Here is a 26,242-nt window from a genome sequence, read left to right on the forward strand (position 1 = left end):
CGTATGGGGGCTCTGACGAAAGCTGAGATGGCGGAACGTCTGTATGAGGAGCTGGGCCTGAATAAACGGGAGGCCAAAGAATTGGTCGAACTGTTTTTCGAAGAAATCAGGCACGCTCTGGAAGACAACGAACAGGTCAAGTTGTCCGGTTTCGGCAATTTCGACCTGCGGGACAAACGCCAGCGGCCTGGCCGCAATCCGAAAACGGGAGAAGAAATCCCGATCACGGCTCGCCGTGTGGTCACCTTTCGTCCAGGGCAGAAGTTGAAGGCCCGAGTTGAGGCTTATGCTGGAACCAAGTCATAACGACGAACTACCCGTCATCCCGGGCAAACGCTACTTCACCATTGGTGAAGTCAGCGAGCTGTGTGCGGTAAAACCGCACGTGCTGCGCTATTGGGAGCAGGAGTTTCCTCAACTCAACCCGGTCAAGCGCCGCGGAAACCGTCGGTATTATCAGCGCCAAGACGTGCTGATGATCCGGCAGATCCGCGCGCTGCTCTATGACCAGGGGTTCACCATCGGCGGAGCGCGTCTGCGCCTCTCCGGTGATGAGGCCAAAGACGATACAACCCAGTACAAACAGATGATCCGCCAGATGATCGCCGAGCTTGAAGATGTTCTGGTGGTGCTCAAGAAATAAATTTCTGCTTTTAAATACTTCCAGTTTTCAAAAGCTTGCGATATATTCCTGAGCGTTCCGCTGAGAAGCGGAACAAGATTCACGCCTAGTCGGGGCGTAGCGCAGTCCGGTAGCGCACTAGCATGGGGTGCTAGGGGTCGAGTGTTCGAATCACTCCGTCCCGACCATATTCTTCAATGACTTAGCCCAATCTGAAAAGGTTGGGCTTTTTCATGTCTTAAAAATACTCCCACATTTACTCCCGCGGATATTCTGGATCGCGAAATGTTATGCCGCGATGGTCTCGTTAGCTTGTGCGGTGTGGTGTTTGCCGGTGCCCGCGCAATCCGGGTGATGTCAGCCACGTCGCCAATGCCTGGGTGGCTGGGCTGAAAATCCAAAGCCGTTTCCAACGTTCCTGCTTCATCCACCAGGTTCTGTCATGGACGAAACAGCCCTAGTGCTCATCCAGCAATACGTCTGGTTATCGCGGCTTACCTTGAAGCACTGTTGCGAGAATCGGTCATGGCCGACAACGCCACGGAGGTCGCTGCTGTGCGCGTCTCTACACCTAACTTCACATACACATGTTCCAGATGTTTGTTCACGGTGCGTGGGCTCAGATCGAGAATGGTGCCAATGTCGCGGTTGGTCTTGCCGCAGGCCACCCAGCGCAGAACCTCGACTTCCCGACCGGTGAGCTGAAAGCGTGCCGACAGCACCCTGTGCGCCGGCTCGTCGTCCAGGCTCGGCGCGGCTGGCTGTGACGCCGCTCGGGCCGACAGCAGGATGCGCGAGGTGCGCAGGTGCGCGGCGACCCTGGCCAGCACTTCGTCGGTCTGGATCGGCTTGGTCACGTAGTCGCTGCCACCCACTTCAAAGCCCTGGACCACATGCCTGCTTTCCGTCAGTGCGGTCATGAACAGCACCGGAATATCGGCGTTGGCCGGTTGCTCCTTGATCCGCCGGCAGGTCTCGAAGCCGTCCAGGCCCGGCATCATCGCATCCAGCAGGATCAGGTCCGGACGCCGACGTTCGATGCGGTTCAGGGCGCTGAGCCCGTCGAGGGCCACCAGCACCATGTAGCCGGCATCGTTGAGGGCGTCGGAGAGCATGGCGAGGTTGTCCGGGGTGTCGTCCACAATCAGCACGACACCGGGTTCAGCGACTGTGGTCAGTGCATTCATCTTCTGCCTCCTTGAGGGCGCGGTTGATTTCGTCCAGGCGAAAGTTTTTCAGCAGCTTGCGTAGCGAACTGATGAAAGGGGCGGTGGCTGGCGTCTCGGCCTGGATGGCGTCGAGTTTTTCGTGCAGACCGCGTACGTAGCCGATGGCGCTGAGTTCGCCGAGGGCGATGAGGTCAGGCTGTGAGGGCAATATCCCCGGTTCGGGGAATGTCGCAGGGGCTGGTTTTTCGCGGCGCAGCCAGTGCAGGTCCAGCTGCTTCTGGATCCGTTCGAGCAGCTCCGGGGTGTGTACCGGCTTGGCAAGGTAGTCGTTGCAGGCACTGGCCAGGCTGCGCTCGCGCTCGTCGTTAAAGGCATTGGCCGATATCACGATGATCGGTGCCGTGGACAACGCATTGCGGCGGATCAGCCGGCTGGTTTCCCAACCATCCATCGTCGGCATCGACAGGTCCATGAGGATCAGGTCCGGCCCCAGCAGGGCGACCTGGCGAATCGCTTCCTGGCCGTTGCTGGCCTGGACCACTTCAAAGCCCAGGGGCGTGAGCATGCCGCTGAGGACCTTGCGATGGTCCACATGGTCGTCCACTACCAGCACCAGACGCCGCGGCCCCTGGTAGCCGATGATGTCGTGTTCGACATGGATCACCGCCTGCGGCACCCGTACTTGCGAGAGAAACAGGCGCACCTGGAAACAGGTGCCCTTGTCCTGCTGACTCTTGACCTGCAACTCGCCGCCCATCAACGAGGTGAGCATGCGAGTAATGGTCAGGCCCAGGCCAACGCCCTTGTCCTGGCGCATCAGATCACCGCGTTCGAAAGGCTGGAAGATTCGCTCGATGTGCTCGGGGTCGATGCCGATACCCGTGTCGATGATGTCGAAGGTTGCCGTCTCGCGCATGTAACTGACCCGCAGGCAGACCTCGCCGCTGTCGGTGAAGTTGACCGCATTGCCCAACAGGTTGATGAGGATCTGCCGGACGCGCTTTTCGTCGCCTCGCACCACCGCCGGCATCTTGCCGATCAGCTCCAGGCGAAAGCGCAACCCTTTGTCCCGGGCTTGTGGGGTAAACATCAGCTCCAGATCGTGGATCAGTTCCGGGAAGGGGATTTCCGTCGCTTCCAGGCGCAGTTTGCCGGCCTCGATCTTGGCCACATCGAGCAGGCCGTCGATCAGTGACAGCAAGTGCGAGCCGCTGCGCAGGATGGTCGCCAGGGCATCCTGATGCTGCTCCGGCATGGCCGCGTCGCGCTGCAGGATCTGGGTAAAACCGAGGATGCTGTTCAGCGGCGTACGCAGTTCGTGGGACAGTCCGGTGACGTAGCGACTCTTGGCCGCGTTGGCCGCCTCGGAAGCCTCCTTGGCATCTTGCAGGGCCTGGTCGGTCAAGCGGTGGGCTTCGATTTCCTGCATCAGCAGCTGGGTCTGGCGGTCCGATTCTTCCTGGGCCACGTGGCGGCTTTCCCGCGTCAGAACCACCCACCAGGCGAGGATGGCCGCCAGTACCGAGAGCGTCAGGAAGGCCTTGAAAAATGCCTGGTACAGCGTCGCCTGGGCTTGCGGCGAGTGGGGCAGTCCCTGGGAGGCCTGGCCATAGATCAGCGCCAGAGCGCCGCTGAGCATCAGGATCAGCGCGAGCAGCAGGCCCAAGTAATGCACTAGCCGGGTGTGCAGGCGTGGCACCGTTGCATTGGGCAGCAACCAATGCAACAGCGCTTCGAACTGCGCCGACAGACGCCCGTGGGGTTTGCAGCGATCGCCGCAACGCGCGTCCAGCGAACAGCAAAGTGAGCAGATGGGCGTGCTGTAGGCCGGACAGAAAGCCATGTCGGCGGTTTCGAACGGGTTGCTGCACAGGCCGCAGGTGATCTGCGTGCTCGGTGCCACCGGTTGCAGCAGTAGCGGATCGCTGGTGCGGGCGATGTAATAGCGGCTGCGGGTGGCCCAGGCCAGCAGCGGGGTCATGACCAGCGAGGTGCCGAGGGCGACGAAGGGCGGGGCGGCCTGGGCCAGCGCACCAAATAGACCGAAGTGGGCGAGGACCGACAGCAGCGAGGCAATCAGCATGGAGCCGACGCCCACCGGGTTGATGTCGTAGAGGTGAGCGCGCTTGAACTCGATGTGTTTCGGTGACAACCCCAAGGGTTTGTTGATCACCAGGTCGGCGACCACCGAGCCGATCCAGGCGATGGCGATGTTGGCGTAGAGACCGAGCACCTGGTCGATGACGTCGAATACCCCCAGTTCCATCAGCATCAGGGCAATCGCCACATTGAACACCAGCCAAACTACGCGGCCGGGGTGACTGTGGGTGACCCGGGCGAAAAAGTTCGACCAGGCCAGGGAGCCGGCGTAGGCGTTGGTCAGGTTGATCTTCATCTGCGAGACGAAGACGAACAGCACCATGGCCGCCAGGGCCCATTCCGGTGAGGCGAACACATAACCGAAGGCCACCAGGTACATCTGGGTCGGTTCTGTAGCGCGTTCGATGGGGATCTCGTGTTGCAGGGCGAGAAACGCCAGGAAGGCGCCAGCGAACATTTTCAGGGCGCCGGGCAGGATCCAGCCGGGGCCGGCGCAGAGTAGGGCGGCCCACCAGCGCCTGCGGTTGGCCGCGGTTTTTTCCGGCAGGAAGCGCAGGTAGTCGACCTGTTCGCCGATCTGCGTCACCAGGGACAGGGCCACGGTACAGGCCGCGCAAAACGCCAGTAGATTGAAATCGCCGCCGCCGGTATCACGGCCCTGAAAACTGGTCCAGTCGCTGAAGGCCTCGGGGTTTTTCAGCAGTACAAACAGGTAGGGCAGCACCAGCAGCGCCAGCCACAACGGTTGGGTCCAGAGTTGCAGGCGGCTGATCAGGGTCACCCCATAGGCCACCAGGGGGATCACCAGCACAGAGCAGATCACATAGGCAAAGGCCAATGGGATATGGAAGTACAGCTCCAAGGCCAGGGCCATGATCGCTGCTTCCAGGGCGAAGAACAGAAAGGTGAAGCTGGCGTAGATCAGCGAGGTGATGGTCGAGCCGATGTAGCCGAAGCCGGCACCGCGGGTCAACAGATCCATATCGACGCCGTAGCGGGCTGCGTAGTAGCTGACGGGCAGGCCGGTGAGGAAGATGATCAGGCTCACGGCGAGGATTGCCCAGAAGGTGTTGGTGAAGCCGTAGCTCAGGGCCAGCACCCCGCCAATCGCCTCCAGGGCCAGGAACGACACCGCGCCCAGGGCGGTGTTGGCGATGCGCAGTTCCGACCACTTGCGAAAGGACTTTGGTGTGTAACGCAGGGCGTAGTCTTCCATGGTTTCGTCGGCGACCCAGCTGTTGTAGTCGCGACGGATCTTGGCGATGCGCTGGGTGCCAGGTGGAAGCACGGTGAAAGACTCCTGGGGTCAAGGCGCTCCGTGCCTGGCGGGTGTGCCCGTGGCGGATAGCCGAGCAATTTTCATGCCCTGCACCACGCCGTCTTGCCGCGCCAGCTGGTGCCTGCGCGCGCGTCCGCGCAGTGCCGGTCGGTCGGGACCTGGAGCAATAGCCTGCGCCGCCTTGGTGCATTTTTCCCTACGTCAAATGACGTATGCGCTTACGTCAGGCTGCGTATACCCGTCGTCGAGACGCCCCTCCATGCTGATACCACCACCGTTGCTGGCCGCCATAGGGCGTACCACCAGCGTCACCGCAGAGGAGTAGCAGCATGCAACCACCATTGATCCGGACTAAAGGCCTGTTGCCGCGCCGCTTGGCGCTAGGGGCGGCGGCCCTGTCGTTACTGGCTGCCAGTGTGTTCAGCCAGGGTGTATGGGCGGACGAGGCCAACAGCACCGGCCTGGCGGTGACCGCCACTGAAGTCACGGTCGGCCAGTTGCACTCGGCCACCGGCACCATGGCGATTTCCGAGACCGGTTCGATCCAGGCCGAACGCTTGGCCATCGAGCAGATCAACGCTTCAGGCGGCATCCTCGGTCGGCAGATCAAGGTGATCCAGGAAGACGGCGCCTCCGACTGGCCGACCTTCGCCGAGAAGGCCAAGAAGCTCCTGGTCAACGACAAGGTGGCCACGGTGTTCGGCTGCTGGACCTCGGCCTCGCGCAAGGCTGTGCTGCCGATCTTCGAGAAGGAAAACGGTCTGCTGTACTACCCGACTTTCTACGAGGGGCTGGAGCAGTCGAAGAACGTGATCTACACGGGCCAGGAAGCCACCCAGCAGATCCTCGCCAGCCTCGACTGGATCGCCAAGACCAAAGGCGCCAAAACCTTCTACCTGGTGGGGTCGGACTATATCTGGCCACGCACCTCGATGAAGATCGCCCGCAAGCACATTGAAAACGTGCTGCACGGTACCGTGGTCGGCGAAGACTACTACCCCTTGGGCAACACCCAGTTCGGTTCGCTGATCAACAAGGTCAAGCTGAAGAAACCCGACGTCGTGTTCGCCGCAGTGGTGGGTGGCTCCAACGTGGCCTTTTACAAACAACTCAATGCGGCGGGCGTCAATTCGGCCAAGCAGACTTTGCTCACGCTCTCGGTCACCGAAGATGAATTGCTGGGCATCGGCGGCGAGAACATGGCCGGTTTCTACGCCTCGATGAAGTACTTCCAGAGCCTGGACAACCCCAACAACAAGGCCTTCGTCGACGCCTTCAAGGCCAAGTACGGCAAGGATTCGGTGATCGGCGACGTGACTCAGGCCGCGTATCTGGGCCCATGGTTGTGGAAGGCTGCGGTGGAAAAAGCCGGCAGTTTCGATGTCGACAAAGTGGTTGCAGCCTCGTCGGGCATCGAGCTGAAAACCGCGCCTGAAGGCTACGTCAAAGTGCATGAAAACCATCACCTGTGGAGCAAGACCCGCATCGGTGAAGTACAGCCCGATGGTCAGTTCAAGGTGGTTTACGAGTCTGATCTGATCGAACCGAATCCTTTCCCTAAAGGCTACCAGTAAGGGCTGGGCCATCGCGGCAAGCCGACTCCAACACTCTGTAGGAGCTGGCTTGCTGGCGATGGGGGGCCCAACGGTTTTCCACATCCTCCCTCCAAGCAGGAGTCCATCATCATGGAATGGCTATCGGAATTTGGTGCCATCGCGGCGATGCAGGGGTTCAACGGCTTGTCCGTGTTCTGCGTGCTGCTGTTGATGGCATTGGGGCTGGCGATCATTTTCGGCCAGATGGGGGTCATCAACATGGCCCACGGCGAGTTCCTCACGATCGGCGCCTACACCACCTATGTCTGTTCGAGCCTGACCAGTCATTTCGCCCCATGGTTTCAACCCTATTATTTTTTCATCGCCATCGCCCTGTCGTTTCTGGTGGCTGGGGCCATTGGCTGGCTGGTGGAGTGGGCGATGATCAGTCGGCTCTACAAACGTCCGCTGGACACGCTGCTGGCGACGTGGGGGCTGTCCCTGGTGATGCAACAGACCTTCCGTTCGGTGTTCGGCGCCCGTGAAGTCAGCGCCACGCCGCCGGAGTGGCTGATGGGCTCGTTCAACTTCACCGAGTCCATCGAGATTCCGCGCAACGGTTTGTTCATGATGGCCCTGACCCTGCTGCTCACCGGGGCCATTTTTCTCTTGCTCTACCGCTCACGCTGGGGCCTGCAAGTGCGGGCCACGGTGCAAAACCGGCTGATGAGCCGTGCCGTGGGCATCAATACGCGCAAGGTCGACCGCATGACCTTTGCCCTCGGTTGCGGTGTCGCGGGGGTGGCCGGCGCGGCCTTTACCACCATTGGCTCCACCGGGCCCACCGCGGGCTCGCAGTACATAGTCGACACCTTCCTGGTGGTGGTCTTCGGCGGCGCACAAAGCCTGTTCGGCACTATTGCGTCGGCGTTCGTCATTGCCCAGACCCAATCGATCTCGGAGTTTTTCCTCAGTGGTTCGATGGCCAAGGTACTGACCCTGTCCGGGGTGATCCTGATCCTGATGTTGCGCCCTCAAGGGTTGTTCTCCATCAAAGTGCGCAAGTAGAGGCGAGCCAATGAAGCTTTTAGACAAGATGCTGGCGGGCAAGCAGAACCTGTTGGGCGTGGGCCTGTTGGCGCTGCTGATCTTCGTGGTCTTCCCGCTGACCCTGGATGCCTTTCGCCTGAACATGGTGGGCAAGTACCTGACCTATGCCTTCGTCGCTGTCGGCCTGGTGTTGTGTTGGGGCTATGGCGGCATTCTCAGCCTCGGGCAGGGGGTGTTCTTCGGCGTCGGCGGCTACTGCATGGCGATGTTCCTCAAGCTCGAAGCCTCCGACCCGCAGAGCACCAAAATCCAGTCGACGCCGGGCATTCCGGATTTCATGGATTGGAACCAGATCACCGAACTGCCGTGGCTCTGGGTGCCGTTCCACAGCTTCAGCTTCACCCTGTTGGCGGTGATCCTGGTGCCGGTAGTGCTGGCCTTCATCATTGGCATGGCGCTGTTCAAGCGGCGGGTGGGGGATGTTTATTTCTCCATCGTCAGCCAGGCCATCGCGCTGATTCTCACGGTGCTGATCGTCGGCCAGCAGGGCCTGACTGGCGGGGTCAACGGCATCACCGATCTCAAGACGCTGCTCGGCTGGGACCTGCGCAGCGACAGCGCCAAGTTGCTTTTGTACTTCATTAACGCGGCTTTGCTGTTCGGCTGCATTTTCATCGGCCGTTTCGTCCTCGCGTCGAAGCTCGGGCGGCTGCTGATGGCGATGCGCGACAAAGAGGAGCGGGTGCGCTTCTCCGGTTATGACGTGGCCAGTTTCAAGATTTTCGTGTTCTGCATCGCCGCTGCCTTCTCGGCCATTGGCGGCGCCATGTTCGCCTTGCAGGTGGGCTTCATGTCGCCTTCGTTCGTCGGCATCGTGCCGTCCATCGAGATGGTGATCTTTGCCGCCGTCGGCGGGCGCATGTCGCTGCTCGGCGCGGTGTATGGGGCCTTGCTGGTGAACTACGGCAAGACCTATTTCTCCGAGTCCTTCCCCGAGCTATGGCTGTACCTGATGGGCGGGCTGTTCATTGCCGTGGTCATGTACTTTCCCAATGGCTTGGCCGGACTCTGGGACAGCCATGGCCGCCAGACCCTTGGCCGTTTATTACGGCGTACCCCGCAGCAAGCCGCCGTTGCCGCGCCCCTGCCGGAGACGTCGCGCACTGCGCCGCCGGCCCCGGCTCCTGAACGTCCTTCGCTGGAGACGCAGCCATGACCGCCGTGGGTTTTCAAATGAACAAGCCGGTGCTGGTTATCGAGGGGCTGACGGTGTCCTTCGACGGTTTCAAGGCCGTGGACAACCTCAACCTGTACATCGACCGCAATGAAGTGCGGGTGGTGATCGGGCCCAACGGCGCAGGCAAGACCACGGTACTCGACCTGATCTGTGGCAAGACCCGCGCCACCAGCGGCAGCATCCAGTTCGATGGAAAGGAACTGACCAAGATGCGCGAGTACAACATCGTCCGTGCCGGCGTCGGGCGCAAATTCCAGAACCCGTCGATCTACGAAAACCTCACGGTGTTCGAGAACCTGGAGATGTCCTACCCGGCGGGGCGCAAGGTGTTTGGCGCGTTGTTTTTCAAACGCAGTGCCGCAGTGATTGCCCGGGTTGAAGAGGTGGCGCGGGAGATCTTTCTCGGCGAGCTGTTGCAGCAACAGGCCGACCTGCTGTCCCACGGCCAGAAGCAGTGGCTGGAGATCGGCATGCTGCTGATGCAGAACCCTGACCTGTTGATGCTCGATGAACCGGTCGCCGGGATGAGCGTCAACGAGCGCGTACAGACTGCGGAACTGCTCAAGCGCATCAGCCAGGGACGCTCGGTGCTGGTGATCGAACACGACATGGAGTTCGTCAAGAGCATCGCCCATAAGGTCACGGTGCTGCATCAGGGCAAGGTCCTGGCCGAGGGCAGCATGGAGTCGGTGCAGAACAACCCGAAAGTCATCGAAGTCTATTTAGGCCATTGAGGAAGCAGGCATGTTCAACGTAGACAAGCTGTCCTGTGGTTACGGCCAGAGCCAGATCCTCCACGACCTCGACCTGGCCGTGGCCAAACGCGAAATCGTCGCCGTGATGGGACGCAACGGTATGGGCAAGACCACGCTGTTCAAGAGCTTGATGGGCATCCTTCCGCAGTGGCGGGGGCAGGTCTGCGTCGATGGCCAGGAAGTCTCGAACCTGGAAACCCACGAGCGGGTGGAGCACGGCATCGCCTATGTGCCTCAGGGGCGGATGATTTTCCCCAGCATGACGGTGTTGGAAAACATTCAGACCGGCCTGCCGGCATCGGCCCGGGGCCAGGTGCCCGAAGACCTTTATGCGTTGTTTCCGGTACTCCACGACATGCGCTCGCGCAAGGGTGGCAACCTTTCAGGCGGGCAACAGCAGCAACTGGCCATTGCCCGGGCGCTGGCGACCAATCCCAAGGTGTTGTTGCTCGATGAACCCACTGAGGGCATCCAGCCGTCGATCATCAAGGACATCGCCCGCACTTTGAAAGAGATCCGCCACCTGCGCGACCTGACCATTGTGGTCTCCGAGCAGGTGCTGTCATTCACCCTGGAAATCGCCGACCGCTTCCTGGTGATCGAGAAGGGTCGCTTCGTGATTGAGGAGACCCGCGACAAGGTCGACGAAGCCACCATCAGTCGCTACCTCTCCGTGTAGGCGCGATCGGGCGGCGCGATGGTTTATAGGCCCCTTTTGTAGCAACTGGAAAGCCAGCTCAAAGGGGTACGTCATCCAACGTATTGGCCGATTCGTGCCGCCATTCGAGACTGGTTCCAACGCGGTACATCCCTAATGTTCAGGAGCTTCGCCATGACCGATACCTTGATCAAAGTCGACCTCAACCAGCCCGCCACCGAGAACGAACAGATCCACAACCGCTGGCATCCGGACATTCCCATGGCCTGCTGGGTCAAGCCGGGGGATGATTTTATTCTCGAGACCTATGACTGGACCGCCGGCGCGATCAAGAACAACGACGACGCCTCGGATGTGCGTGACGTCGACCTGTCCACCGTGCACTACCTGTCCGGTCCGGTGGGCGTGCGTGGCGCCGAGCCGGGGGATCTGCTGGTGGTCGACCTGCTGGACATCGGCGCCAAGGCCGAATCGATGTGGGGTTTCAACGGTTTCTTCTCGCGGCAGAACGGTGGCGGATTCCTCACGGATCACTTTCCCAGCGCACAGAAAGCCATCTGGGATTTCAAAGGCATGTTCACCAGCTCGCGGCACATTCCCGGGGTCAACTTTGCCGGCCTGATCCACCCCGGATTGATCGGTTGCCTGCCCGACCCGGTAATGCTCGGCGACTGGAACCGCCGCGAGCAGGAGCTGATCGACACCCACCCGACCCGCGTGCCGCCCTTGGCCAACGCGCCGCTGGCCGCCACCGCGCACATGGGCAAGCTCAAGGGCCAGGCCCGGGATGATGCTGCGGCCACCGGCGCACGCACCGTGCCACCGCGCGAACATGGCGGTAACTGCGATATCAAGGACCTGTCCCGGGGCTCGAAGATTTTCTTCCCGGTGTACGTCAAAGGCGCCGGGTTGTCGGTGGGGGATCTGCACTTCAGTCAGGGCGACGGCGAGATCACCTTTTGCGGTGCTATCGAGATGGCCGGCTGGGTGCATATGAAAGTCGAGCTGATCAAGGGCGGCATGGCCAAGTACGGGATCAAGAACCCGGTGTTCAAACCCAGCCCGATTATCCCGACCTACCAGAACTACCTGATCTTTGAAGGTATCTCGGTGGATGAAGCCGGAAAACAGCACTACCTGGACGTGAATATCGCGTATCGCCAGGCCTGTCTGAATGCGATCAACTACTTGACCAAGTTTGGTTATTCGCCCGCCCAAGGCTATGCACTGTTGGGCTCTGCGCCGGTGCAAGGGCATATCAGCGGCGTGGTCGACATCCCCAACGCCTGCGCGACCCTCTGGTTACCCACCGAAATCTTCGAGTTCGACATCAACCCCAACGCCAACGGCCCCATCAAACACCTCGACGGCAGTATCGATCTGCCGATTGCCCCGGACCTGTGAGACACGCCCGAGCTCGATCAATGTCTGGAGAGTGCCATGCCGACTTATGAGTACGAATGCCAAACCTGTGGCTCTTTCACAATGTTGCGGCCCATGGCCCAACGGCACGAGTCGTGCCAGTGCCCGTCTTGTGCGGGCCCAGGAGGGCGGTTGCTGTTGTCTGCGCCGGCACTGACGACGTTGTCGAGCAGTCAACGCCAGGCCATGGCGACCAACGAGCGAAGTGCCCACGTGCCGCAGACGCTTGGCGAGTACCAGCAGAACCGTCGTCATCCCAGTGGGTGCAGTTGTTGCGCACCGAGCAAACCGCTGGCCCCGACCAAAGAGAATCCACAGGGGCTCAAGAGTAAAACCGGCTCCAGACCTTGGATGATCAGCCATTAACAGAGGTAAATTTCATGCGTCATGGTGATATTTCCAGCAGCCCGGACACCGTGGGTGTCGCGGTCGTCAATTACAAAATGCCGCGGCTGCATACAAAAGCCGAGGTCATTGAAAACGCCCGCAAGATTGCCGACATCATCACCGGTATGAAAAGCGGTCTCCCCGGCATGGACCTGGTGGTGTTTCCTGAATACAGCACCATGGGCATCATGTACGACCACGATGAGATGATGGCGACTGCCGCCAGCATTCCAGGCGAAGAGACGGCGATCTTTTCCGCCGCGTGCCGTGCGGCTGACACGTGGGGGGTGTTTTCACTGACCGGTGAGCGGCATGAGGAACATCCCCACAAAGCCCCGTACAACACGTTGGTGTTGATCAATAACCAGGGCGAAATCGTCCAGAAGTACCGCAAGTGCATTCCCTGGTGCCCCATTGAAGGCTGGTATCCGGGTGACCGGACCTATGTCTGCGAGGGTCCCAAGGGCCTGCAAATCAGCTTGATCATTTGTGATGACGGCAACTACCCGGAGATCTGGCGCGACTGTGCAATGAAAGGAGCGGAGTTGATCGTCCGTTGCCAGGGCTATATGTACCCGGCCAAAGAGCAGCAGGTGATGATGTCCAAAAGCATGGCCTGGGCCAATAATTGCTATGTGGCAGTGGCTAATGCGGCAGGCTTCGATGGGGTTTATTCCTACTTTGGTCACTCGGCGATCATTGGCTTCGACGGTCGCACTCTGGGCGAATGCGGTGAAGAGGAAATGGGCATTCAGTACGCACAATTATCCGTTTCGCAAATCCGCGATGCGCGAGCGAACGACCAATCACAGAATCATTTGTTCAAGCTGCTGCATCGCGGTTACACCGGGGTCTACAACTCCGGGGATGGCGACAAGGGAGTGGCTGACTGCCCGTTCGACTTTTACCGCACCTGGGTACTGGACGCGCAGAAAGCCCGGGAAAACGTCGAAAAACTGACCCGTAGCACCGTCGGCGTGGCTCATTGCCCGGTGGGAGAGATTCCCCACGACGGTAAAGAAAAACACGCAGGCTAAACCATGCCTTTCGTGAACGATCGCATCGACCCAAACCACCCACAGCCCAGCCTGACCAGCGCATCACCGCCAGCAGATTTGTTGACCTCACGCTTCGTCTTCAATCCCGCCCAAGTCATGGCGTTGTTGCGCAGTCGAATTGTCGGCCAAGAACAAGCCATGAGCGCGGTCGAGGCGTTGCTGAACGTGGTTAAGGTCGATATTGGTGAACGTGAGAGGCCGTTGACGGTGAGCCTGTTCATGGGGCCGACCGGTGTCGGCAAGACCGAAATCGTCCGTCTGCTGGCACTGGCCATACACGGTCGCGCCGATGCTTTTTGTCGCATCGACATGCACACCTTGGCCCAGGAGCATTACTCGGCGGCGCTCACCGGAGCGCCACCTGGTTATGTGGGGAGTAAAGAGGGCGTCAGTCTGTTCAATAGCGAATTGATTCAAGGTACCTTCAGTCGCCCAGGCATCGTGCTGTTCGATGAATTGGAAAAGGCCAGCAAGGAAGTGGTGCGCAGCTTGTTGGGCATTCTTGAGAACGGCCAACTGACCTTGGCTGGCGGTAGCCGAACGCTGGATTTTCGCAATAGCCTGATCTTCATGACCAGCAACGTTGGAGCCCGGCAAGCGACCACCTACAGGGAACGTTTTTCACGCGGTTGGCGGCGCTGGCTCGGCATCGCCCCGCAAGGTGAGCAGGCTATGTTGGAGCTAGCATTGCATGCCTGGTTCGAACCGGAATTTCTAAACCGTATTGATCGCATCCTGGTTTTCCAACGCATCGAAAGCCAATGGCTGGAAGCGTTGTTGCAGATCGAACTGAACAAACTCAACCAACGGCTCGGTCAGCATCGCCGTACGCTGGTCCTGGACGTTGCGGCAAGCGACTGGTTGTGCCGAAAGCATGACCCACGCTTTGGTGCTCGGGCCCTCACAAGGCGAGTGCGGGTCGAGCTGGAGCCTGCCATCGCTGAGTGTTTGCTGGCTTATCCGCAGGCAATGCAGATGACTGCGACGGTCGAATCAAACAGGCTCACGGTTGTTCCATTGTCGTAAGAGACGGCACCGGATTGCGGTCTGATGCTATAGCCTCGGGAATCGCTGTCGCACTACGCTGGGTGACGATGCGCATCACCCAGCGTGTTGGCTTTTACAGAATGTTCATCGGGTAGCTGATGATCACCCGATGCTCGTCGCTGTCACGCTGGGTGGACACTTCGGTGCGCAGTGAGGCGTGGCGCAAGGCAATACTCAGATCCTTGAGCGGTCCTTGCTGGATCACATAACTCACCGTCAGGTTGCGCTCCCACTCGTTCTTGTCGCCGGTGGGGGTACGGATGTTCGAGCCGCTTTCGTACATGCCCAGGAAACTCAAGCCAGGAACCCCAACCTTGGCGAAATCATAGCCGTAGCGAACCTGCCAGGTGGTTTCTCCGGCGCGCTGGAACTTACCGATCATCGACTCCGTCATGAAGTAGGCGGTAGAACCGTCACCCTGGTTCAACCAGACTGCATCACTGTCGCCGCTGACTTGCTGCAGGCCGGCAGCGAAGGTATGACCGTTCACCAGGTAGGTGAATTGCGCGCTGCTCAGGCGACTGTCGACCTTGCCTTTGGTGACCCCGTCGCCGTAGTAGCCGAAGGTGTAGAAGTCAGGGTCATGACCGTTGGCGCCATCGGAGCGGTTGTCGAAGTGGCGCAGGTCGGTACGCAGGGTGCCGGGGCCGACCTGCCAGTCGTATTTGAGGCCCAGAAAGTTCTGTTTGTAGAAGTCCTGCAGGTTGCCGTAGTAGTACTGCAAGGTCAGGTCTTTGGTTGGCTTGTAGTCCACACCGCCGTAATAGAACTTGTTGACGAACTCGCCCGTCTGCGCGTTGTTTGCACCGGGGATGGACATGCCCATCTGGTTGCTTGAACCGCGACCTTTCACATGCTCCAACTGGCCGAGGATGAAGGTGAAGTTCTCCAGGTCTTTGGACTGGATCTGCCCGCCGTTGAAGGTTTGTTGCAGCATGCGGTCGGTGGACATCACCACCGGCAACATCGGGACCAGGGTGCCGTATTTCAGTTCGGTGTTGGAGAACTTGGCTTTGGCTGTCAGGCCCAGGCTGCCGAACTCATCGACCGCACGGCCATCGCTGTCGGTCGGGAAGATGTTGCCGTTGAAGGCGCTGCTTTCAGGGTTGTAGTGCCGGCCTTTACCGGAGTCGAGGCGGACCCCGAACATGCCAATGGCATCTACGCCGAAGCCGACCGAGCCTTGGGTGTAGCCGGACTGAAAGTTGGCGATGAAACCCTGGCCCCATTCCTGGGTGTAGTTGGGGTCGGCGGCGCCGCTGCGGTTGTCGGCATTACTGAAAAAGTTGCGGGCCAGCACGCTCAGCTTGCTGTCTTCTATCAGGCCTGCGGCAAAACCCTGTTGAGCGATGATCAGGCCACAAATGCCGGCCACTACTTTAGGTGCGCGATTGAAAAGCTCCATCGGAGTCATCCCCATGAGTTGTCGAATGTTGTGAGAGGCAGTCAAAGGCGGCAGTAAAGGTTTTTATTGTTTTTCAGGAGCGACGGTGGCCGGCAAGACGTTCAGCCTCACGGGCGGCAAGCGGTACAGAATGAACAGCGCCAGCACGCCGATGCTGGCGCACAGCAGCAGGCCGACGCCTACCGACTGGGCCAGGGCATCACGGGCCAGGTTCAGCCATTGCGGATGTTCGAGCAGGGCGGCATTGGGGCGTAAAAGGACCTGCGGGTCGGCATACAACGCCAGCCCGTCAGCGTGCCCTTGGGCGATAAAAAGTCGTTGCAGGTTGGTGCTGTAAAGCAGGTTGACCAGCACGCCCATCGAGGCGGTTCCGAGCAGTCCACCCACCAGTCGCAAGGATTGCGTCAGCGCCGTGGCGATCCCCAGAAACTGCCGCTCGGCGAGGGTCTGGGTGAAGACGGTCAGGTTAAGCAGAATGAAACCCAAGCCAAGACCTGCCAGCAGGATCAAACCGAGCAACAGGTTGAAAGATGCGTCGCGTCCGGCAATGGCAAGGCTGAGGCAAGCCAGCAACAGCGCGACGAACCCTCCCAGCGGCAACCAGTTTGGATTGTGCAGGCGAGTGACGATGCGACTGTTGACGATCGCCCCCAGCGTGATACTCAGTGCCAGTGGGGTGATCAACAGCCCTGCATCCTGCGGCGAGTAGCCATAGCTGCCTTGCAGTAACAACGGCAGATAGAACAGCAGCGAAAACATGATCGCCCCGGCCGCCACCGACAGCAGAAACAGCAGGCGCATGCTCGGTAGTCTGAGCAATGCCGAGGGCAGCAGTGCGTGCTGGCAGCGTCGCTCCCAAAACCACAATGCACCGATTGCAGCCAAGCAGGACAAGCCCAGCGCCACACTCAACATCAGGCTGGAATGCCCCAGCCATTCGACGAACAGTTGCAGGCTTCCCAGCGCCAGGGCAATCAGCAATGCTCCGGGCCAGTCGAGGCTGATTTTTGTCGGTTGTTGAGGGCGGTAGTAAGGCAGGTAGCGCCAGGCGAAGAACAGCGCCAGACAACCCAGCGGCAGATTGAGATAGAACACCGAGCGCCAGCCAAACGCTCCGGTGAGATAGCCGCCCAATCCGGGGCCAATAGCGTTGACCACACTGAACAGGGCACTCAGCAACATTTGCCAGCGCAGGCGTTGTCGGGTGTCGGGAAACAGTTCCGGGATGCAGGCGAACGCCGTGCCGATCAGCATGCCACCCCCGACACCCTGCAAGGCGCGGCCGATCACCAGCAACAGCATGCCACTGGCCAACGCGCAGGCCAGTGACGCCAGGGTGAAGATCAGCGTGGCGGCGATCACGAAGGGCTTGCGCCCGTAGTAATCCCCTAATCGACCGAAGATCGGGATAGTGACGATTGATGCCAGCATGTAGCCCGTGGCAACCCAGGCGTAGAGCTCGAAGCCCTTGAGCTCGGCGACGATGCTTGGCAAGGCGTTGCCGATCACCGTCTGGTCGAGCGCCGAGAGCATCAGCACCAACGAGATGCCGAGCATCGCCAGCAGGGCCTGTTTGAAGCTCAGGGGGAGGGTGGGTCGCCACGGCCATCGTCGGTCCTCAGCTCAACGCTGCAACGGCAGCAGCAATGCGCGAGCAACCTTCGTCGAGGGTCTTGATGTCGGTGGCAATCGACATCCGGAAGAACGGCGCCAGGCCATACGCGGTACCTGCTACCACCGCCACACCTTGGCTTTCCAGCAGGTACATGACCACGTCGTAGTCGGTGTCCAGGCGCTTGCCTTGAGGGGGTGATTTGCCCAGCAGCCCGGAGCAGTTCACATAGAGATAGAACGCGCCATCGGGCTTGCGGCAACTCAGGCCATCGATGGCGTTGAGCAGGTCCAGGCAGCGATCCCGACGTTGCTGGTAAACCGCCACGCTGTACTTGACGAAAGTCTGGTCGCCGTTGAGCGCTTCGACCGCGGCGGCCTGGCTGACCGAGCAAGCGTTGCTGGTCGATTGCGATTGCAGGGTCGCCATGGCGCCGATCAGGTCGGCCGGGCCAGCCGCGTAGCCGATTCGCCAACCGGTCATGGCATAGGTCTTGGACACACCGTTGACCACCAGGGTGCGCTCGGTCAACGTCGGTTCGATGGCGAGGATATGCGGGTTGTCCAGGCCTTCGTAGCGGATGTGTTCGTAGATGTCGTCGGTCATCAGCAACACTTGCGGATAGTCGAGCAGCACATCGGCCAGGGCGCGCAGTTCGGCAGCGCTGTAGCTGGCGCCGGTCGGGTTGCTCGGTGAATTGAGCAGCAGCCAGCGAGTACGCTCGGTGATCGCGCCGCGCAGTTGCTCCGGGGTCAGCTTGAAAGCGTGCTCCTCCGGGCAGGCGAGGGTGACCGGTTCACCTTCGCAGGCCAGCACCATGTCCGGGTACGACACCCAGTACGGTGCCGGAATCAGCACTTCATCACCCGCACCAAGGGTGGCGGCGAAGGCATTGAAGATCGCACTCTTCGCGCCGCTGGTGACCAGGATTTGATTCGCCGCGTAAGTCAGGCCGTTTTCCCGTGCCAGCTTGCCGACGATGGCCTGCCGCAGTTCCGGGGTGCCAGCATTTTGCGTGTAACGGGTTTCGCCACGTTCGATGGCGACGTTGGCTGCTTGCCGAATGTTCGCCGGGGTATCGAAATCCGGCTCGCCGACCACCAGATTGATGATGGATTTGCCCTGCCGGCGAAGTTCGTTTGCGCGGTCGGAAGCGGCGCTGCTTGGGGACGGCTTGATGCGTAGCACACGGGCGGCGATGCGAGAGGCGGTCACGTGTCGTTCCTCGTTGATGACGTTGACGAGGCCCTACAGTACGAGTCGCTACACGGGCAGCCATAAGATGAGATCGTTCTGGTCGGATAGGCATCGCTTATGGCTGGAACTGAACAGCCGTTGCACCAAGGCGGTGCGATCAAGCCTGGCTGCCCGTGGCGGGTGTCATTCACGGCCACTACGATCCAGCCATAGCAAAGGCTTATGGTTTGGGTCTTGCCGTTAACCCCGCGCGCGACGTGTCGGGGCTGGCCTGGCTCTTGCTAAAGCCTATGGGCTGTCTTCCTTTTTCGAGCAAGAGCACCGCCAACGTGAACCTGCGCCGTTTGAAGTATTTCGTGAAACTCGTCGATATTGGCAGCATGACCCAGGCCGCCGATGTGCTGCATGTCGCGCAACCGGCACTCAGTCAGCAACTGGCTACGCTGGAAGCGGAGCTGCAGCAACAATTGCTGATTCGGACCAAGCGCGGCGTCACCCCGACTGAAGCAGGCAAGGTGCTCTATGGGCATGCCCAGATCATTCTGCGTCAATGCGAACAGGCGCAGAGTGACATCAACGCCACGGGGCAGGCGTTGTCCGGGCAGGTCTCGGTCGGCCTGGCGCCAGGCACTGCGGCATCGACGCTGTCGCTGCCGCTGCTGCGCAGGGTGCGCGAACGCCATCCGGGCATTCTGCTGTACCTCAACGAAAACTTCGGCACCACCTTGAGCGAGTTGATCATGAACGGCCGGATGGACATGGCCGTGCTCTATGGCGGGCGCGAAGTCCATGGCTTGAGCTTCGTCTCGCTGCTGCGCGAGCACCTCTATCTGGTGAGTGCCGATCCTTCGATCAGCTCTCTCGAAGAGATCCCACTGGCCGAACTGGCGGACATGGACATGCTCCTGCCGCGTCCATACAACGTCATGCGGCGACTGGCGGATGAAGCTTTCCAGCGCATTGGCCTGAGCGCGCGGGTGGTGGCGGAAATCGAATCATCGATCACGTTGACCGCCGCCGTCGCCGAGCACTTTGGCTCGACCATCCTGCCCGAATCCTCGGCGCGGGTGATGGTCGCGGCCACGTCGGTGCACATGTGCCGAATTGTCGAGCCTGAAATCGAGGCGCCCCTGGCGCTGTGTCTGTCCGGGCACCTGCCGTTGTCGGTGCCGGCTCAAGCGGTCAAGGCAATCCTGCTGGAACTGGTCGCGGAGATGCGCGGCAGCTTGATCTGAACGGTCATAAGGACGGCTTATCACCCCAAAGCCAAAGCGTCTTGGTCGCCGCTGGAAGGGCTCGCTACATTGACCCTATCCACTTAAGACATGCTCGACAGGCAGGGGCTCACGCATGGATTCAGAACGCATCAAGGGGTTGATCGATTTGCTCGCCGAATCCGATCTGCTCGAACTGAGTCTGACTGAAGGCGACAGTACGATTCGCCTTTTCAAACAGGCAGGGAAGGTCGTGACGACCGAGTCGACGGCAGAGCCTTGGCCGACACCGACCGCGGATTTGCCCAAACCAGGCACCCTGGCGATGGCCGCCACCGAGATCAGGGCCAGCCTGTATGGCGTCCTGCACCTGACGCCCGCAGCAGGAGAGGCACCGTTTGTCGCGGTCGGCGATCAGGTCGAACCAGGGCAAACCCTGGCGGTCCTCGAAGCGATGAAAATGTTCCATCCGGTCAAGGCAAAAATCGGCGGTCGGGTCACCGCGATCCTTGCCCACAGTGGCGACGAAGTCGAAGCCGGACAGTCGCTGTTCCGTCTCGACTGATCCCAAGCCCATCCTCTTTCAGGTGAATTCAATGTTCGACAAAGTGCTGATCGCCAACCGTGGCGAAATCGCCCTGCGCATTCAGCGAGCCTGCCATGGCCTGGGGATACAAACCGTGGTCGTGCACTCTGAGGCTGATCGTCACGCCCAGTATGTGCAAAGCGCTGACCAGGCCCTGTGCATCGGACCGGCGTCACCGAGCCAGAGTTATCTGAACCAGACGGCGCTGCTGTTCGCGGCCAAGGTCAGCGGCGCTCAGGCGATTCATCCGGGTTACGGTTTTCTGTCAGAGAACGCCGGGTTCGCCGAGCGTATAGAAAACGCAGGACTGACTTTCATCGGCCCTGGCGCGGCGTGCATTCGCACGATGGGCGACAAGGTCGCGGCCAAACGGGCGATGCGTGAAGCCGGTGTTCCCTGCGTACCCGGACCGGATTCAGTGATGCCCACCGACGATGCGAGCATCCTCGCCATCGCTCGGGAAATCGGTTACCCGGTTATCGTCAAGGCGGCCGGCGGTGGCGGTGGTCGCGGCATGCGCGTGGTGAAAGAAGAGGGCGAACTGCTCGATGCCATCGCCCTGACCCGCGAAGAAGCACGGCTGGCCTTCGGCAATCCGGAACTCTACATCGAGAAGTTCCTTGGCCATCCACGGCACGTGGAAATCCAGGTGTTGTGCGATGCCCATGGGCATGCGATCTGGCTGGGTTGCCGCGATTGTTCGTTGCAGCGCCGGCACCAGAAAGTCCTGGAAGAAGCGCCGGCCCCCGGGATCGATCCGGAACTGATCGCCAGGGTCGGTGAACGTTGTGCCGCCGCGTGCCGACAGATCGGCTATCGCGGCGTCGGCACGTTCGAATTTTTGTACGAGGACGGCGCGTTCTTCTTCATCGAGATGAACACCCGGCTGCAAGTCGAACACCCGGTGACGGAGATGACCACTGGCATCGATATTGTCCAACAGCAATTGCGCATGGCCCGTGGCGAAGTGCTGGAGCTGCGCCAGCAAGACGTCCAGCTCAATGGCCACTCACTGGAATGCCGGATCAACGCTGAAGACCCGATCACCTTTATGCCCACGCCGGGGTTGATCCAGCGCTGGGAAGTTCCCGGTGGCTTCGGTGTGCGGGTCGACTCCCACGTCACCACCGGGTATTGGGTGCCACCGTATTACGACTCGATGGTGGCCAAGGTCATTACCCACGGCGCGACGCGCGATGAGGCCATGGCCCGCATGCGCCTGGCCTTGAGTGAGCTGGTGGTGGAGGGCATCTCGACCAATGTTCCCTTGCACCGGGACATTCTTGACGACCCGGCCTTCTGTGCTGGCGGCGTGGACATTCATCACCTGGAGCGCTGGTTGCAACAACGGAGTACGACATGAACACAGCATCTGTATCGCCGCGTCCGCACATCAGCCTGCTGGGGTCCACGGCCTTGCTATTCGAGGCGCCGGGCGAACTCGATCTAGCGCCGCAACAACGCATCTGGAGCTTGGCTTTGCAGGCCGGGGAGTGGGCCGAGATCCACGAAGCGGTTCCGGGCATGAACAACCTGATGCTGACGTTCATCAAGCCGCCACGCGACATCAATGGGTTGTGCGAGCGATTGCAGGAGGCGTGGGAGGCCAGTCGGCCATTGCCACTGGAAGGTCGAATCGTTGAATTGCCGGTGGTCTACGGTGGCGAGTTCGGCCCGCACATCAATGATGTGGTGGCGCACACCGGGCTGGACATCGAGACCATCGCCAATCTGCATTGCGAGCCGTTGTACCCGGTATATGCCTTGGGCAGCCATCCCGGTTACTGCTACCTCGGCGGCATGGATTCGCGCCTGGCCACGCCACGACGCCAAGTGCCGGTGATCAGCATAGCCGCCGGCTCGGTATCGATTGGCGGGGTGCAGACCGGCGTCTCCGCCTCCGCCGGCCCCAGTGGCTGGAACACCATCGGCCGCACCGAGATGGTGTTTTTTGACCCGACTCAAAACCCTCCGGCGATGCTCAGGCCGGGCGACATGTTGCGCTTGCGCATCGAGAGGATCATTCGATGATCGAGATTTTATCGGCCACCGCCCTGGCCACGGTGCAGGACTTCGGCCGCTTTGGCAGCCTCGGTTACGGGGTGGGAACCTCCGGTGCGATGGACCATTTGGCGCTGGCGTTGGGCAATCTGCTGCTGGGCAATCCCGAGGGCGCAGCGGCCATCGAAATCCCGCTGTTCCCATTCGATGTGCGGTTTGTTCAAGACTGCGCCTTTGCGGTGACCGGCGCGGCTTGCGAGGCCTCCCTCGACGGCCAGCCATTGCCGCCATCCTGGGTGACGCAGGCGCGGGAAGGCCAGGTGTTGAACCTCGGCTTTCCGACCTCCGGCAGCCGCGCTTATCTATGCCTGGCTGGCGGTGTCGACGTGCCGCAGGTGCTGGGTTCGCGCAGCACTCAATTACGCGGTGAATTCGGAGGCTTACAGGGGCGAGCCTTGCAGCAGGGCGACCGGGTTGCAGCGCTGCGTCCAGGCCTGAGTGCACTGCCTACGGATTTCGGCGTCGTGTCCCCGAATCAGGCGCTGGCGTTGCAACTCGATGGATTACCGGCCATGCGCGTCCTGCCTGCGGCCGAATACGAGTGTTTTCTGGACGAATCCCGTGTGGCGTTCTGGGCGGGCGAGTGGAAGGTCACGACCCAGAGCAACCGCTACGGCTACCGGCTCGAAGGCGCGCCGATCTTGCCCAAGGTGCCGATGGAAGTCCGTTCCCACGGCATCGTCCCCGGCGTGATTCAGGTGCCCCACGGTGGCCAGCCGATCATTCAGATGCGTGACGCGCAACCGAGCGGCGGTTACCCGAAATTCGGCACGGTGATCGAGGCCGATCTGTGGCGCTTGGGTCAGGCGCCGATTGGCAGCAAGGTGCGGTTTATCGAGTGCAGCTATGCCGAAGCCGTTGCGGCCTTGGAAGATAATTCGCGCTATCTCGCGGAGGTCAGCCGCTTGGTCGATCTTCACGGGATGGCCTCGCGTTAAGGACATTCGACCATGACAAATCAGGAAATCCGCCAGTTGGCGGTGTGGCTCAAGGAGACCCACCTGGCCGGCGCAGAAATCCGCCGTCCGGGGCTGCGTCTACTGCTCAAGCGCTGCGTCGACGAGGTGGTAGCGCCCATTCAAATCGCAACACCCATGGCGCCAAAGGTTACAGATGAATTGTTGTTGAAGAGCCCCGGCCTGGGCCAGTTGTTGCTAACGCATCCGCAACAGAACGAGGTGCTGGTATCGGTCGGCAGTCGAGTGGAGCAAGGGCAGCTGGTGGCGTTGTTGCAAGTCGGCGATCTGCTGTTGCCGGTCCGCAGCCAGAAGACCGGACGGCTGGCTGCGGTGTTGACGGCGTGTGGCACGACCGTCGGTTATGGAGAGGCGTTCATGCGCCTGGATGCGGCATGACGAGCGAGGGCAAGTGATGAAAATCGATTTGAACGCTGACCTGGGCGAGGGTTTCGGTCCGTGGCGCATGGGGGAAGATGAAGCGTTGATGAGCCTGATCTCATCGGCCAACGTGGCGTGTGGTTTCCATGCCGGCGACCCGCTGATCATGGACAACACCGTACGTCTGGCGAAGGCCGGGGGCATCGATCTGGGGGCTCATGTGGGCTTCCCCGATTTGATGGGCTTCGGCCGGCGGCAGATGAACATCGAGCTCAAGGAGCTGGCGACCTATGTGGTTTATCAGCTTGGCGCGCTGGCCGGGATGGCGGCGGTCAATGGCCATCGTATGACCCACATGAGCTTTCACGGCGCGCTGGGCAATATGGTCGCAGCCGACGCGGCACTGGCTGAGCCCCTGGTCCGTGCGGTGGAGGCGTTCGATCCGACGCTGATTATCAGCTCGTCGAGCAGTCGGGCCATCGAACACGCTGCTGACAAATGTGGGTTGCGGGTCGCCACCACGTTTCTGGCCGACCGCGCCTATGACGATGACTGCCTGCTGGTGCCGCGCAAGGTGCCGGGCTCGGTGATCAAGGAACCGGCAGACGTGCTGCAGCGGGTTCGACAGTTGCTGGAGGAGGGTACCGTGACCACACTCAACGGCAAGCACATCGCGGTGACGGCGCATTCGATCCTGTTGCACGGCGATACGCCTGGCGCCGTCGAACTGGCCCGCACCATCCGTCGAGAAATCGAGCTGGCGGGTGGTTGCATCACACCCATTTCGCAGCTGTTGGCGTAACGGTTGCACGGTCATAAGCAGGGCTTATTGCCACACAGTCATTCCGTCTTGGTCCACGGCTTCAGGGCTGGATAGAGTCGAAGTCATCGCGATCACCGAGTGATCCGCACACGTAATACGAGGACAACTTCATGCCATTTTCAGATTACAAAACCGCGCTGGTGACCGGTGCTTCTTCCGGGATCGGCGCCGCCGTCGTCGAACGCCTGTGTCAGGAAGACGTGCAGGTACACGCATTGGCCCGCAGCGCCGACAAGCTGCAAGAACTGGCGGCCAAGACCGGCTGTATCGCGCACGCCATCGATGTCACTGACCTGGCCGGGCTGACCCGTTTGTTCGAAACCCAGCAGTTCGACATTCTGGTGAACAACGCCGGTGTCGATAAACCGGGCTCGATTCTCAAGGCGGACGCCGAAGGCATCGACTTGCTGATCGACGTCAACCTGCGGGCGGTCCTGCACCTGGCACGCCTGGCGCTGCCGGGGATGGTCGAGCGTGATTGCGGCCATATCATCAACATCAGTTCGATTGCCGGCGCATACAACTTCGGCGGCAACTCCACGTACCACGCGACGAAAGCCGCCGTGAGCATGCTCTCGCGGCAACTGCGTATCGACGCCTTCGGCAAGCGGGTGCGGGTCACCGAGATCTGCCCGGGCCGCGTGGCCACCGACATTTTTGCCCATGTCCATGGCGACTCCGAAGAGACCTACAAGCGCTTCGTCGAAGGCTTCGAGCTGCCCCAGGCCAAGGACATCGCCGATGCCATCGCGTTTGCCATCGCCGCCCCGGTTGCGGTGAACGTCGGGCACATGGAAATCACCCCGACCCTGCAAGTGCCCGGCGGTCTGTCCACGGCTCGCCCACAGGATTACCAGGGCTGAGATTTCCTGGCAACGGACGCCCCCCAGAAGAACGGATCAATCCGTCACGCGGTACTCACGTCATGGCTCGCCAGACGCTTATCAATTCTGCCCTAGCCCAATGCCCGTAGGGATTGATCATGAAGCATGACTTCGATTTGGCCGCGGTTCTGCAAGGCGAATATGCCGAGCTGATCGTCAAGGGCATCGAAACGACTCTACAACTGGCGCTGTTCGCCTGGCTGCTGGCAATGGCCCTGGCGCTGTTGCTGGTGACCGTTCGCCTGACCGGCGACAAGCTCGCTGATCGTCTGGTGGCCGGTTACGTGTCTTATCACCGAAACGTGCCGACGCTGGTGCAATTGATGCTGTGGTACTTCGGTGTGCCGACGCTGCTGAGCGAATCCACTCAGTTGTGGCTGGCCAACTACAGCACTGAATACCTGTTCTCGGTGATTGCCTTGGGGTTGTGTCAGGCCGCGTATTTTTGTGAAGACATCCGCAGTGGCTTGCGTGCCATTCCGGCGGGGCAGACCGAAGCATCCCGAGCACTGGGGCTGGGTTATGTGCGTTCGATGCGCTACGTGATCCTGCCGCAGAGCGTGCGTAATTGCCTGCCCTCGCTGATCAACCACACCGTGCTGTTGTTCAAGAACACCAGCCTGGCCATGGCCATCGGCGTGGTCGAACTGACCTACGCCACCCGCGAAGTCGAGAATTACACCTTCCGCACGTTCGAGTCCTACCTGGTTGCCACGGTGTTCTACCTGGTCTTTTCACTGCTGTTGATGGGGCTCGGCGCATTGTTGGCGCGGCGCTTCAACAAAGCGCTGGCGAGGTAGATGA

Annotated in this window: 25 protein-coding genes and 1 tRNA gene; 21 read left to right on the forward strand and 5 right to left on the reverse strand. The window is 60.6% G+C overall.

From position 1 onward, the window contains the following. Positions 1 to 3 precede the first annotated feature (3 nt). The 3 genes from ihfA (at position 4) to AB4O22_RS06720 (ending at position 810) form a co-directional block, all read left to right on the forward strand. Positions 4 to 306 (forward strand): integration host factor subunit alpha, encoded by a 303-nt coding sequence (gene ihfA / locus AB4O22_RS06710; protein WP_002553164.1) that lies wholly within the window; start codon positions 4 to 6, stop codon positions 304 to 306. Next, positions 287 to 643 carry a MerR family transcriptional regulator gene (locus tag AB4O22_RS06715; RefSeq protein ID WP_003179985.1) on the forward strand — a complete coding sequence of 119 codons (357 nt, stop codon included), beginning with the start codon at positions 287 to 289 and terminating at the stop codon, positions 641 to 643. The genes ihfA and AB4O22_RS06715 overlap by 20 nt, the downstream gene beginning before the upstream one ends. Positions 644 to 733: 90 nt before the next feature. Continuing rightward, positions 734 to 810: transfer RNA gene (locus tag AB4O22_RS06720), tRNA-Pro, on the forward strand. Between the two features lie 306 nt (positions 811 to 1,116). On the opposite strand, the gene AB4O22_RS06725 is transcribed toward AB4O22_RS06720, so the two are convergent. Together AB4O22_RS06725 and AB4O22_RS06730 are read right to left on the reverse strand one after the other, a co-directional pair. Continuing rightward, positions 1,117 to 1,809, reverse strand: coding sequence for a response regulator (locus AB4O22_RS06725; protein WP_053162973.1), 693 nt, complete (start codon positions 1,807 to 1,809; stop codon positions 1,117 to 1,119). After that, complete coding sequence (locus AB4O22_RS06730) at positions 1,784 to 5,179, reverse strand: ATP-binding protein (RefSeq protein WP_028236800.1); 3,396 nt, start codon at positions 5,177 to 5,179, stop codon at positions 1,784 to 1,786. The genes AB4O22_RS06725 and AB4O22_RS06730 overlap by 26 nt, the downstream gene beginning before the upstream one ends. Positions 5,180 to 5,499: 320 nt before the next feature. Between AB4O22_RS06730 and urtA the strand changes: the two genes are divergently transcribed. From urtA to AB4O22_RS06775, 9 genes are all read left to right on the forward strand, one after another. After that, positions 5,500 to 6,744: an urea ABC transporter substrate-binding protein gene (gene urtA / locus AB4O22_RS06735; RefSeq protein ID WP_460096013.1), complete on the forward strand. Its 1,245-nt coding sequence runs from the start codon at positions 5,500 to 5,502 to the stop codon at positions 6,742 to 6,744. Between the two features lie 111 nt (positions 6,745 to 6,855). Then, positions 6,856 to 7,773 carry an urea ABC transporter permease subunit UrtB gene (urtB, locus tag AB4O22_RS06740; protein WP_057448796.1) on the forward strand — a complete coding sequence of 306 codons (918 nt, stop codon included), beginning with the start codon at positions 6,856 to 6,858 and terminating at the stop codon, positions 7,771 to 7,773. 10 nt (positions 7,774 to 7,783) lie between these two features. After that, complete coding sequence (gene urtC, locus AB4O22_RS06745; protein ID WP_460096014.1) at positions 7,784 to 8,971, forward strand: urea ABC transporter permease subunit UrtC; 1,188 nt, start codon at positions 7,784 to 7,786, stop codon at positions 8,969 to 8,971. Then, the gene (gene urtD / locus AB4O22_RS06750) at positions 8,968 to 9,726 is read left to right on the forward strand and encodes an urea ABC transporter ATP-binding protein UrtD (RefSeq protein WP_003203582.1); all 759 of its coding nucleotides are present in this window, start codon (positions 8,968 to 8,970) and stop codon (positions 9,724 to 9,726) included. Before urtC ends, urtD begins: the two co-directional genes overlap by 4 nt. A 10-nt stretch (positions 9,727 to 9,736) precedes the next feature. After that, on the forward strand, positions 9,737 to 10,426 hold the full coding sequence (urtE, locus tag AB4O22_RS06755) for an urea ABC transporter ATP-binding subunit UrtE (protein WP_003203579.1): 690 nt from the start codon (positions 9,737 to 9,739) through the stop codon (positions 10,424 to 10,426). A 153-nt stretch (positions 10,427 to 10,579) separates the two neighbouring features. Next, positions 10,580 to 11,809, forward strand: a complete 1,230-nt coding sequence (fmdA, locus tag AB4O22_RS06760; RefSeq protein ID WP_223472211.1) for a formamidase — start codon at positions 10,580 to 10,582, stop codon at positions 11,807 to 11,809. Positions 11,810 to 11,845: 36 nt separating this feature from the next. Then, on the forward strand, positions 11,846 to 12,193 hold the full coding sequence (locus AB4O22_RS06765) for an FmdB family zinc ribbon protein (RefSeq protein WP_003203576.1): 348 nt from the start codon (positions 11,846 to 11,848) through the stop codon (positions 12,191 to 12,193). Between the two features lie 14 nt (positions 12,194 to 12,207). Beyond that, on the forward strand, positions 12,208 to 13,251 hold the full coding sequence (locus tag AB4O22_RS06770) for an aliphatic amidase (protein WP_003203574.1): 1,044 nt from the start codon (positions 12,208 to 12,210) through the stop codon (positions 13,249 to 13,251). Positions 13,252 to 13,254: 3 nt separating this feature from the next. After that, positions 13,255 to 14,298, forward strand: coding sequence for an AAA family ATPase (locus AB4O22_RS06775; RefSeq protein WP_460096015.1), 1,044 nt, complete (start codon positions 13,255 to 13,257; stop codon positions 14,296 to 14,298). Between the two features lie 94 nt (positions 14,299 to 14,392). Here the strand turns inward: AB4O22_RS06775 and AB4O22_RS06780 are convergent, their stop codons facing one another. The 3 genes from AB4O22_RS06780 to AB4O22_RS06790 form a co-directional block, all read right to left on the reverse strand. Continuing rightward, a complete protein-coding gene (locus AB4O22_RS06780) occupies positions 14,393 to 15,724 on the reverse strand; it encodes an OprD family porin (protein WP_043042298.1) in 1,332 nt (443 codons plus the stop codon). Positions 15,725 to 15,787: 63 nt separating this feature from the next. After that, positions 15,788 to 17,281 (reverse strand): MFS transporter, encoded by a 1,494-nt coding sequence (locus AB4O22_RS06785; protein WP_460106092.1) that lies wholly within the window; start codon positions 17,279 to 17,281, stop codon positions 15,788 to 15,790. 61 nt (positions 17,282 to 17,342) lie between these two features. After that, positions 17,343 to 18,551: an aspartate transaminase gene (locus AB4O22_RS06790; protein WP_460096018.1), complete on the reverse strand. Its 1,209-nt coding sequence runs from the start codon at positions 18,549 to 18,551 to the stop codon at positions 17,343 to 17,345. A gap of 311 nt (positions 18,552 to 18,862) precedes the next feature. Between AB4O22_RS06790 and nac the strand changes: the two genes are divergently transcribed. The 9 genes from nac (at position 18,863) to AB4O22_RS06835 (ending at position 26,238) form a co-directional block, all read left to right on the forward strand. Beyond that, the gene (nac, locus tag AB4O22_RS06795; protein WP_018609099.1) at positions 18,863 to 19,768 is read left to right on the forward strand and encodes a nitrogen assimilation transcriptional regulator NAC; all 906 of its coding nucleotides are present in this window, start codon (positions 18,863 to 18,865) and stop codon (positions 19,766 to 19,768) included. 115 nt (positions 19,769 to 19,883) lie between these two features. Next, complete coding sequence (locus AB4O22_RS06800; protein WP_223472207.1) at positions 19,884 to 20,312, forward strand: acetyl-CoA carboxylase biotin carboxyl carrier protein; 429 nt, start codon at positions 19,884 to 19,886, stop codon at positions 20,310 to 20,312. 31 nt (positions 20,313 to 20,343) lie between these two features. Then, a complete protein-coding gene (accC, locus tag AB4O22_RS06805; RefSeq protein ID WP_460096019.1) occupies positions 20,344 to 21,696 on the forward strand; it encodes an acetyl-CoA carboxylase biotin carboxylase subunit in 1,353 nt (450 codons plus the stop codon). Further along, positions 21,693 to 22,364: a 5-oxoprolinase subunit PxpB gene (pxpB, locus tag AB4O22_RS06810; protein WP_223472205.1), complete on the forward strand. Its 672-nt coding sequence runs from the start codon at positions 21,693 to 21,695 to the stop codon at positions 22,362 to 22,364. The genes accC and pxpB overlap by 4 nt, the downstream gene beginning before the upstream one ends. Further along, positions 22,361 to 23,332 (forward strand): 5-oxoprolinase subunit C family protein, encoded by a 972-nt coding sequence (locus AB4O22_RS06815; RefSeq protein ID WP_214510663.1) that lies wholly within the window; start codon positions 22,361 to 22,363, stop codon positions 23,330 to 23,332. The genes pxpB and AB4O22_RS06815 overlap by 4 nt, the downstream gene beginning before the upstream one ends. Before the next feature lie 12 nt (positions 23,333 to 23,344). Next, positions 23,345 to 23,749, forward strand: a complete 405-nt coding sequence (locus tag AB4O22_RS06820; protein ID WP_223472204.1) for a biotin/lipoyl-containing protein — start codon at positions 23,345 to 23,347, stop codon at positions 23,747 to 23,749. A gap of 16 nt (positions 23,750 to 23,765) precedes the next feature. Next, positions 23,766 to 24,533: a LamB/YcsF family protein gene (locus tag AB4O22_RS06825; protein WP_460096020.1), complete on the forward strand. Its 768-nt coding sequence runs from the start codon at positions 23,766 to 23,768 to the stop codon at positions 24,531 to 24,533. Between the two features lie 131 nt (positions 24,534 to 24,664). Continuing rightward, positions 24,665 to 25,417, forward strand: a complete 753-nt coding sequence (locus AB4O22_RS06830; protein ID WP_460096021.1) for an SDR family oxidoreductase — start codon at positions 24,665 to 24,667, stop codon at positions 25,415 to 25,417. A gap of 119 nt (positions 25,418 to 25,536) precedes the next feature. Continuing rightward, positions 25,537 to 26,238 (forward strand): amino acid ABC transporter permease, encoded by a 702-nt coding sequence (locus tag AB4O22_RS06835; RefSeq protein ID WP_223472202.1) that lies wholly within the window; start codon positions 25,537 to 25,539, stop codon positions 26,236 to 26,238. Positions 26,239 to 26,242: the final 4 nt, after the last annotated feature.

It is taken from the genome of Pseudomonas sp. S3_B11 (genome assembly GCF_054667715.1).

What these genes read in the sequence shown, in the direction of transcription:
- urtE (WP_003203579.1), top strand. Translation starts at nt 9,737, where the DNA reads ATGTTCAACGTAGACAAGCTGTCCTGTGGTTACGGCCAGAGCCAGATC.
- AB4O22_RS06825 (WP_460096020.1), top strand. Translation starts at nt 23,766, where the DNA reads ATGAAAATCGATTTGAACGCTGACCTGGGCGAGGGTTTCGGTCCGTGG.
- AB4O22_RS06780 (WP_043042298.1), bottom strand. Translation starts at nt 15,724, where the DNA reads ATGGAGCTTTTCAATCGCGCACCTAAAGTAGTGGCCGGCATTTGTGGC.
- urtC (WP_460096014.1), top strand. Translation starts at nt 7,784, where the DNA reads ATGAAGCTTTTAGACAAGATGCTGGCGGGCAAGCAGAACCTGTTGGGC.
- AB4O22_RS06775 (WP_460096015.1), top strand. Translation starts at nt 13,255, where the DNA reads ATGCCTTTCGTGAACGATCGCATCGACCCAAACCACCCACAGCCCAGC.
- urtB (WP_057448796.1), top strand. Translation starts at nt 6,856, where the DNA reads ATGGAATGGCTATCGGAATTTGGTGCCATCGCGGCGATGCAGGGGTTC.
- urtA (WP_460096013.1), top strand. Translation starts at nt 5,500, where the DNA reads ATGCAACCACCATTGATCCGGACTAAAGGCCTGTTGCCGCGCCGCTTG.
- AB4O22_RS06715 (WP_003179985.1), top strand. Translation starts at nt 287, where the DNA reads ATGCTGGAACCAAGTCATAACGACGAACTACCCGTCATCCCGGGCAAA.
- AB4O22_RS06820 (WP_223472204.1), top strand. Translation starts at nt 23,345, where the DNA reads ATGACAAATCAGGAAATCCGCCAGTTGGCGGTGTGGCTCAAGGAGACC.
- AB4O22_RS06830 (WP_460096021.1), top strand. Translation starts at nt 24,665, where the DNA reads ATGCCATTTTCAGATTACAAAACCGCGCTGGTGACCGGTGCTTCTTCC.
- accC (WP_460096019.1), top strand. Translation starts at nt 20,344, where the DNA reads ATGTTCGACAAAGTGCTGATCGCCAACCGTGGCGAAATCGCCCTGCGC.
- AB4O22_RS06725 (WP_053162973.1), bottom strand. Translation starts at nt 1,809, where the DNA reads ATGAATGCACTGACCACAGTCGCTGAACCCGGTGTCGTGCTGATTGTG.
- pxpB (WP_223472205.1), top strand. Translation starts at nt 21,693, where the DNA reads ATGAACACAGCATCTGTATCGCCGCGTCCGCACATCAGCCTGCTGGGG.
- AB4O22_RS06765 (WP_003203576.1), top strand. Translation starts at nt 11,846, where the DNA reads ATGCCGACTTATGAGTACGAATGCCAAACCTGTGGCTCTTTCACAATG.
- fmdA (WP_223472211.1), top strand. Translation starts at nt 10,580, where the DNA reads ATGACCGATACCTTGATCAAAGTCGACCTCAACCAGCCCGCCACCGAG.
- AB4O22_RS06835 (WP_223472202.1), top strand. Translation starts at nt 25,537, where the DNA reads ATGAAGCATGACTTCGATTTGGCCGCGGTTCTGCAAGGCGAATATGCC.
- ihfA (WP_002553164.1), top strand. Translation starts at nt 4, where the DNA reads ATGGGGGCTCTGACGAAAGCTGAGATGGCGGAACGTCTGTATGAGGAG.
- urtD (WP_003203582.1), top strand. Translation starts at nt 8,968, where the DNA reads ATGACCGCCGTGGGTTTTCAAATGAACAAGCCGGTGCTGGTTATCGAG.
- AB4O22_RS06815 (WP_214510663.1), top strand. Translation starts at nt 22,361, where the DNA reads ATGATCGAGATTTTATCGGCCACCGCCCTGGCCACGGTGCAGGACTTC.
- AB4O22_RS06785 (WP_460106092.1), bottom strand. Translation starts at nt 17,281, where the DNA reads ATGCTCGGCATCTCGTTGGTGCTGATGCTCTCGGCGCTCGACCAGACG.
- AB4O22_RS06770 (WP_003203574.1), top strand. Translation starts at nt 12,208, where the DNA reads ATGCGTCATGGTGATATTTCCAGCAGCCCGGACACCGTGGGTGTCGCG.
- AB4O22_RS06800 (WP_223472207.1), top strand. Translation starts at nt 19,884, where the DNA reads ATGGATTCAGAACGCATCAAGGGGTTGATCGATTTGCTCGCCGAATCC.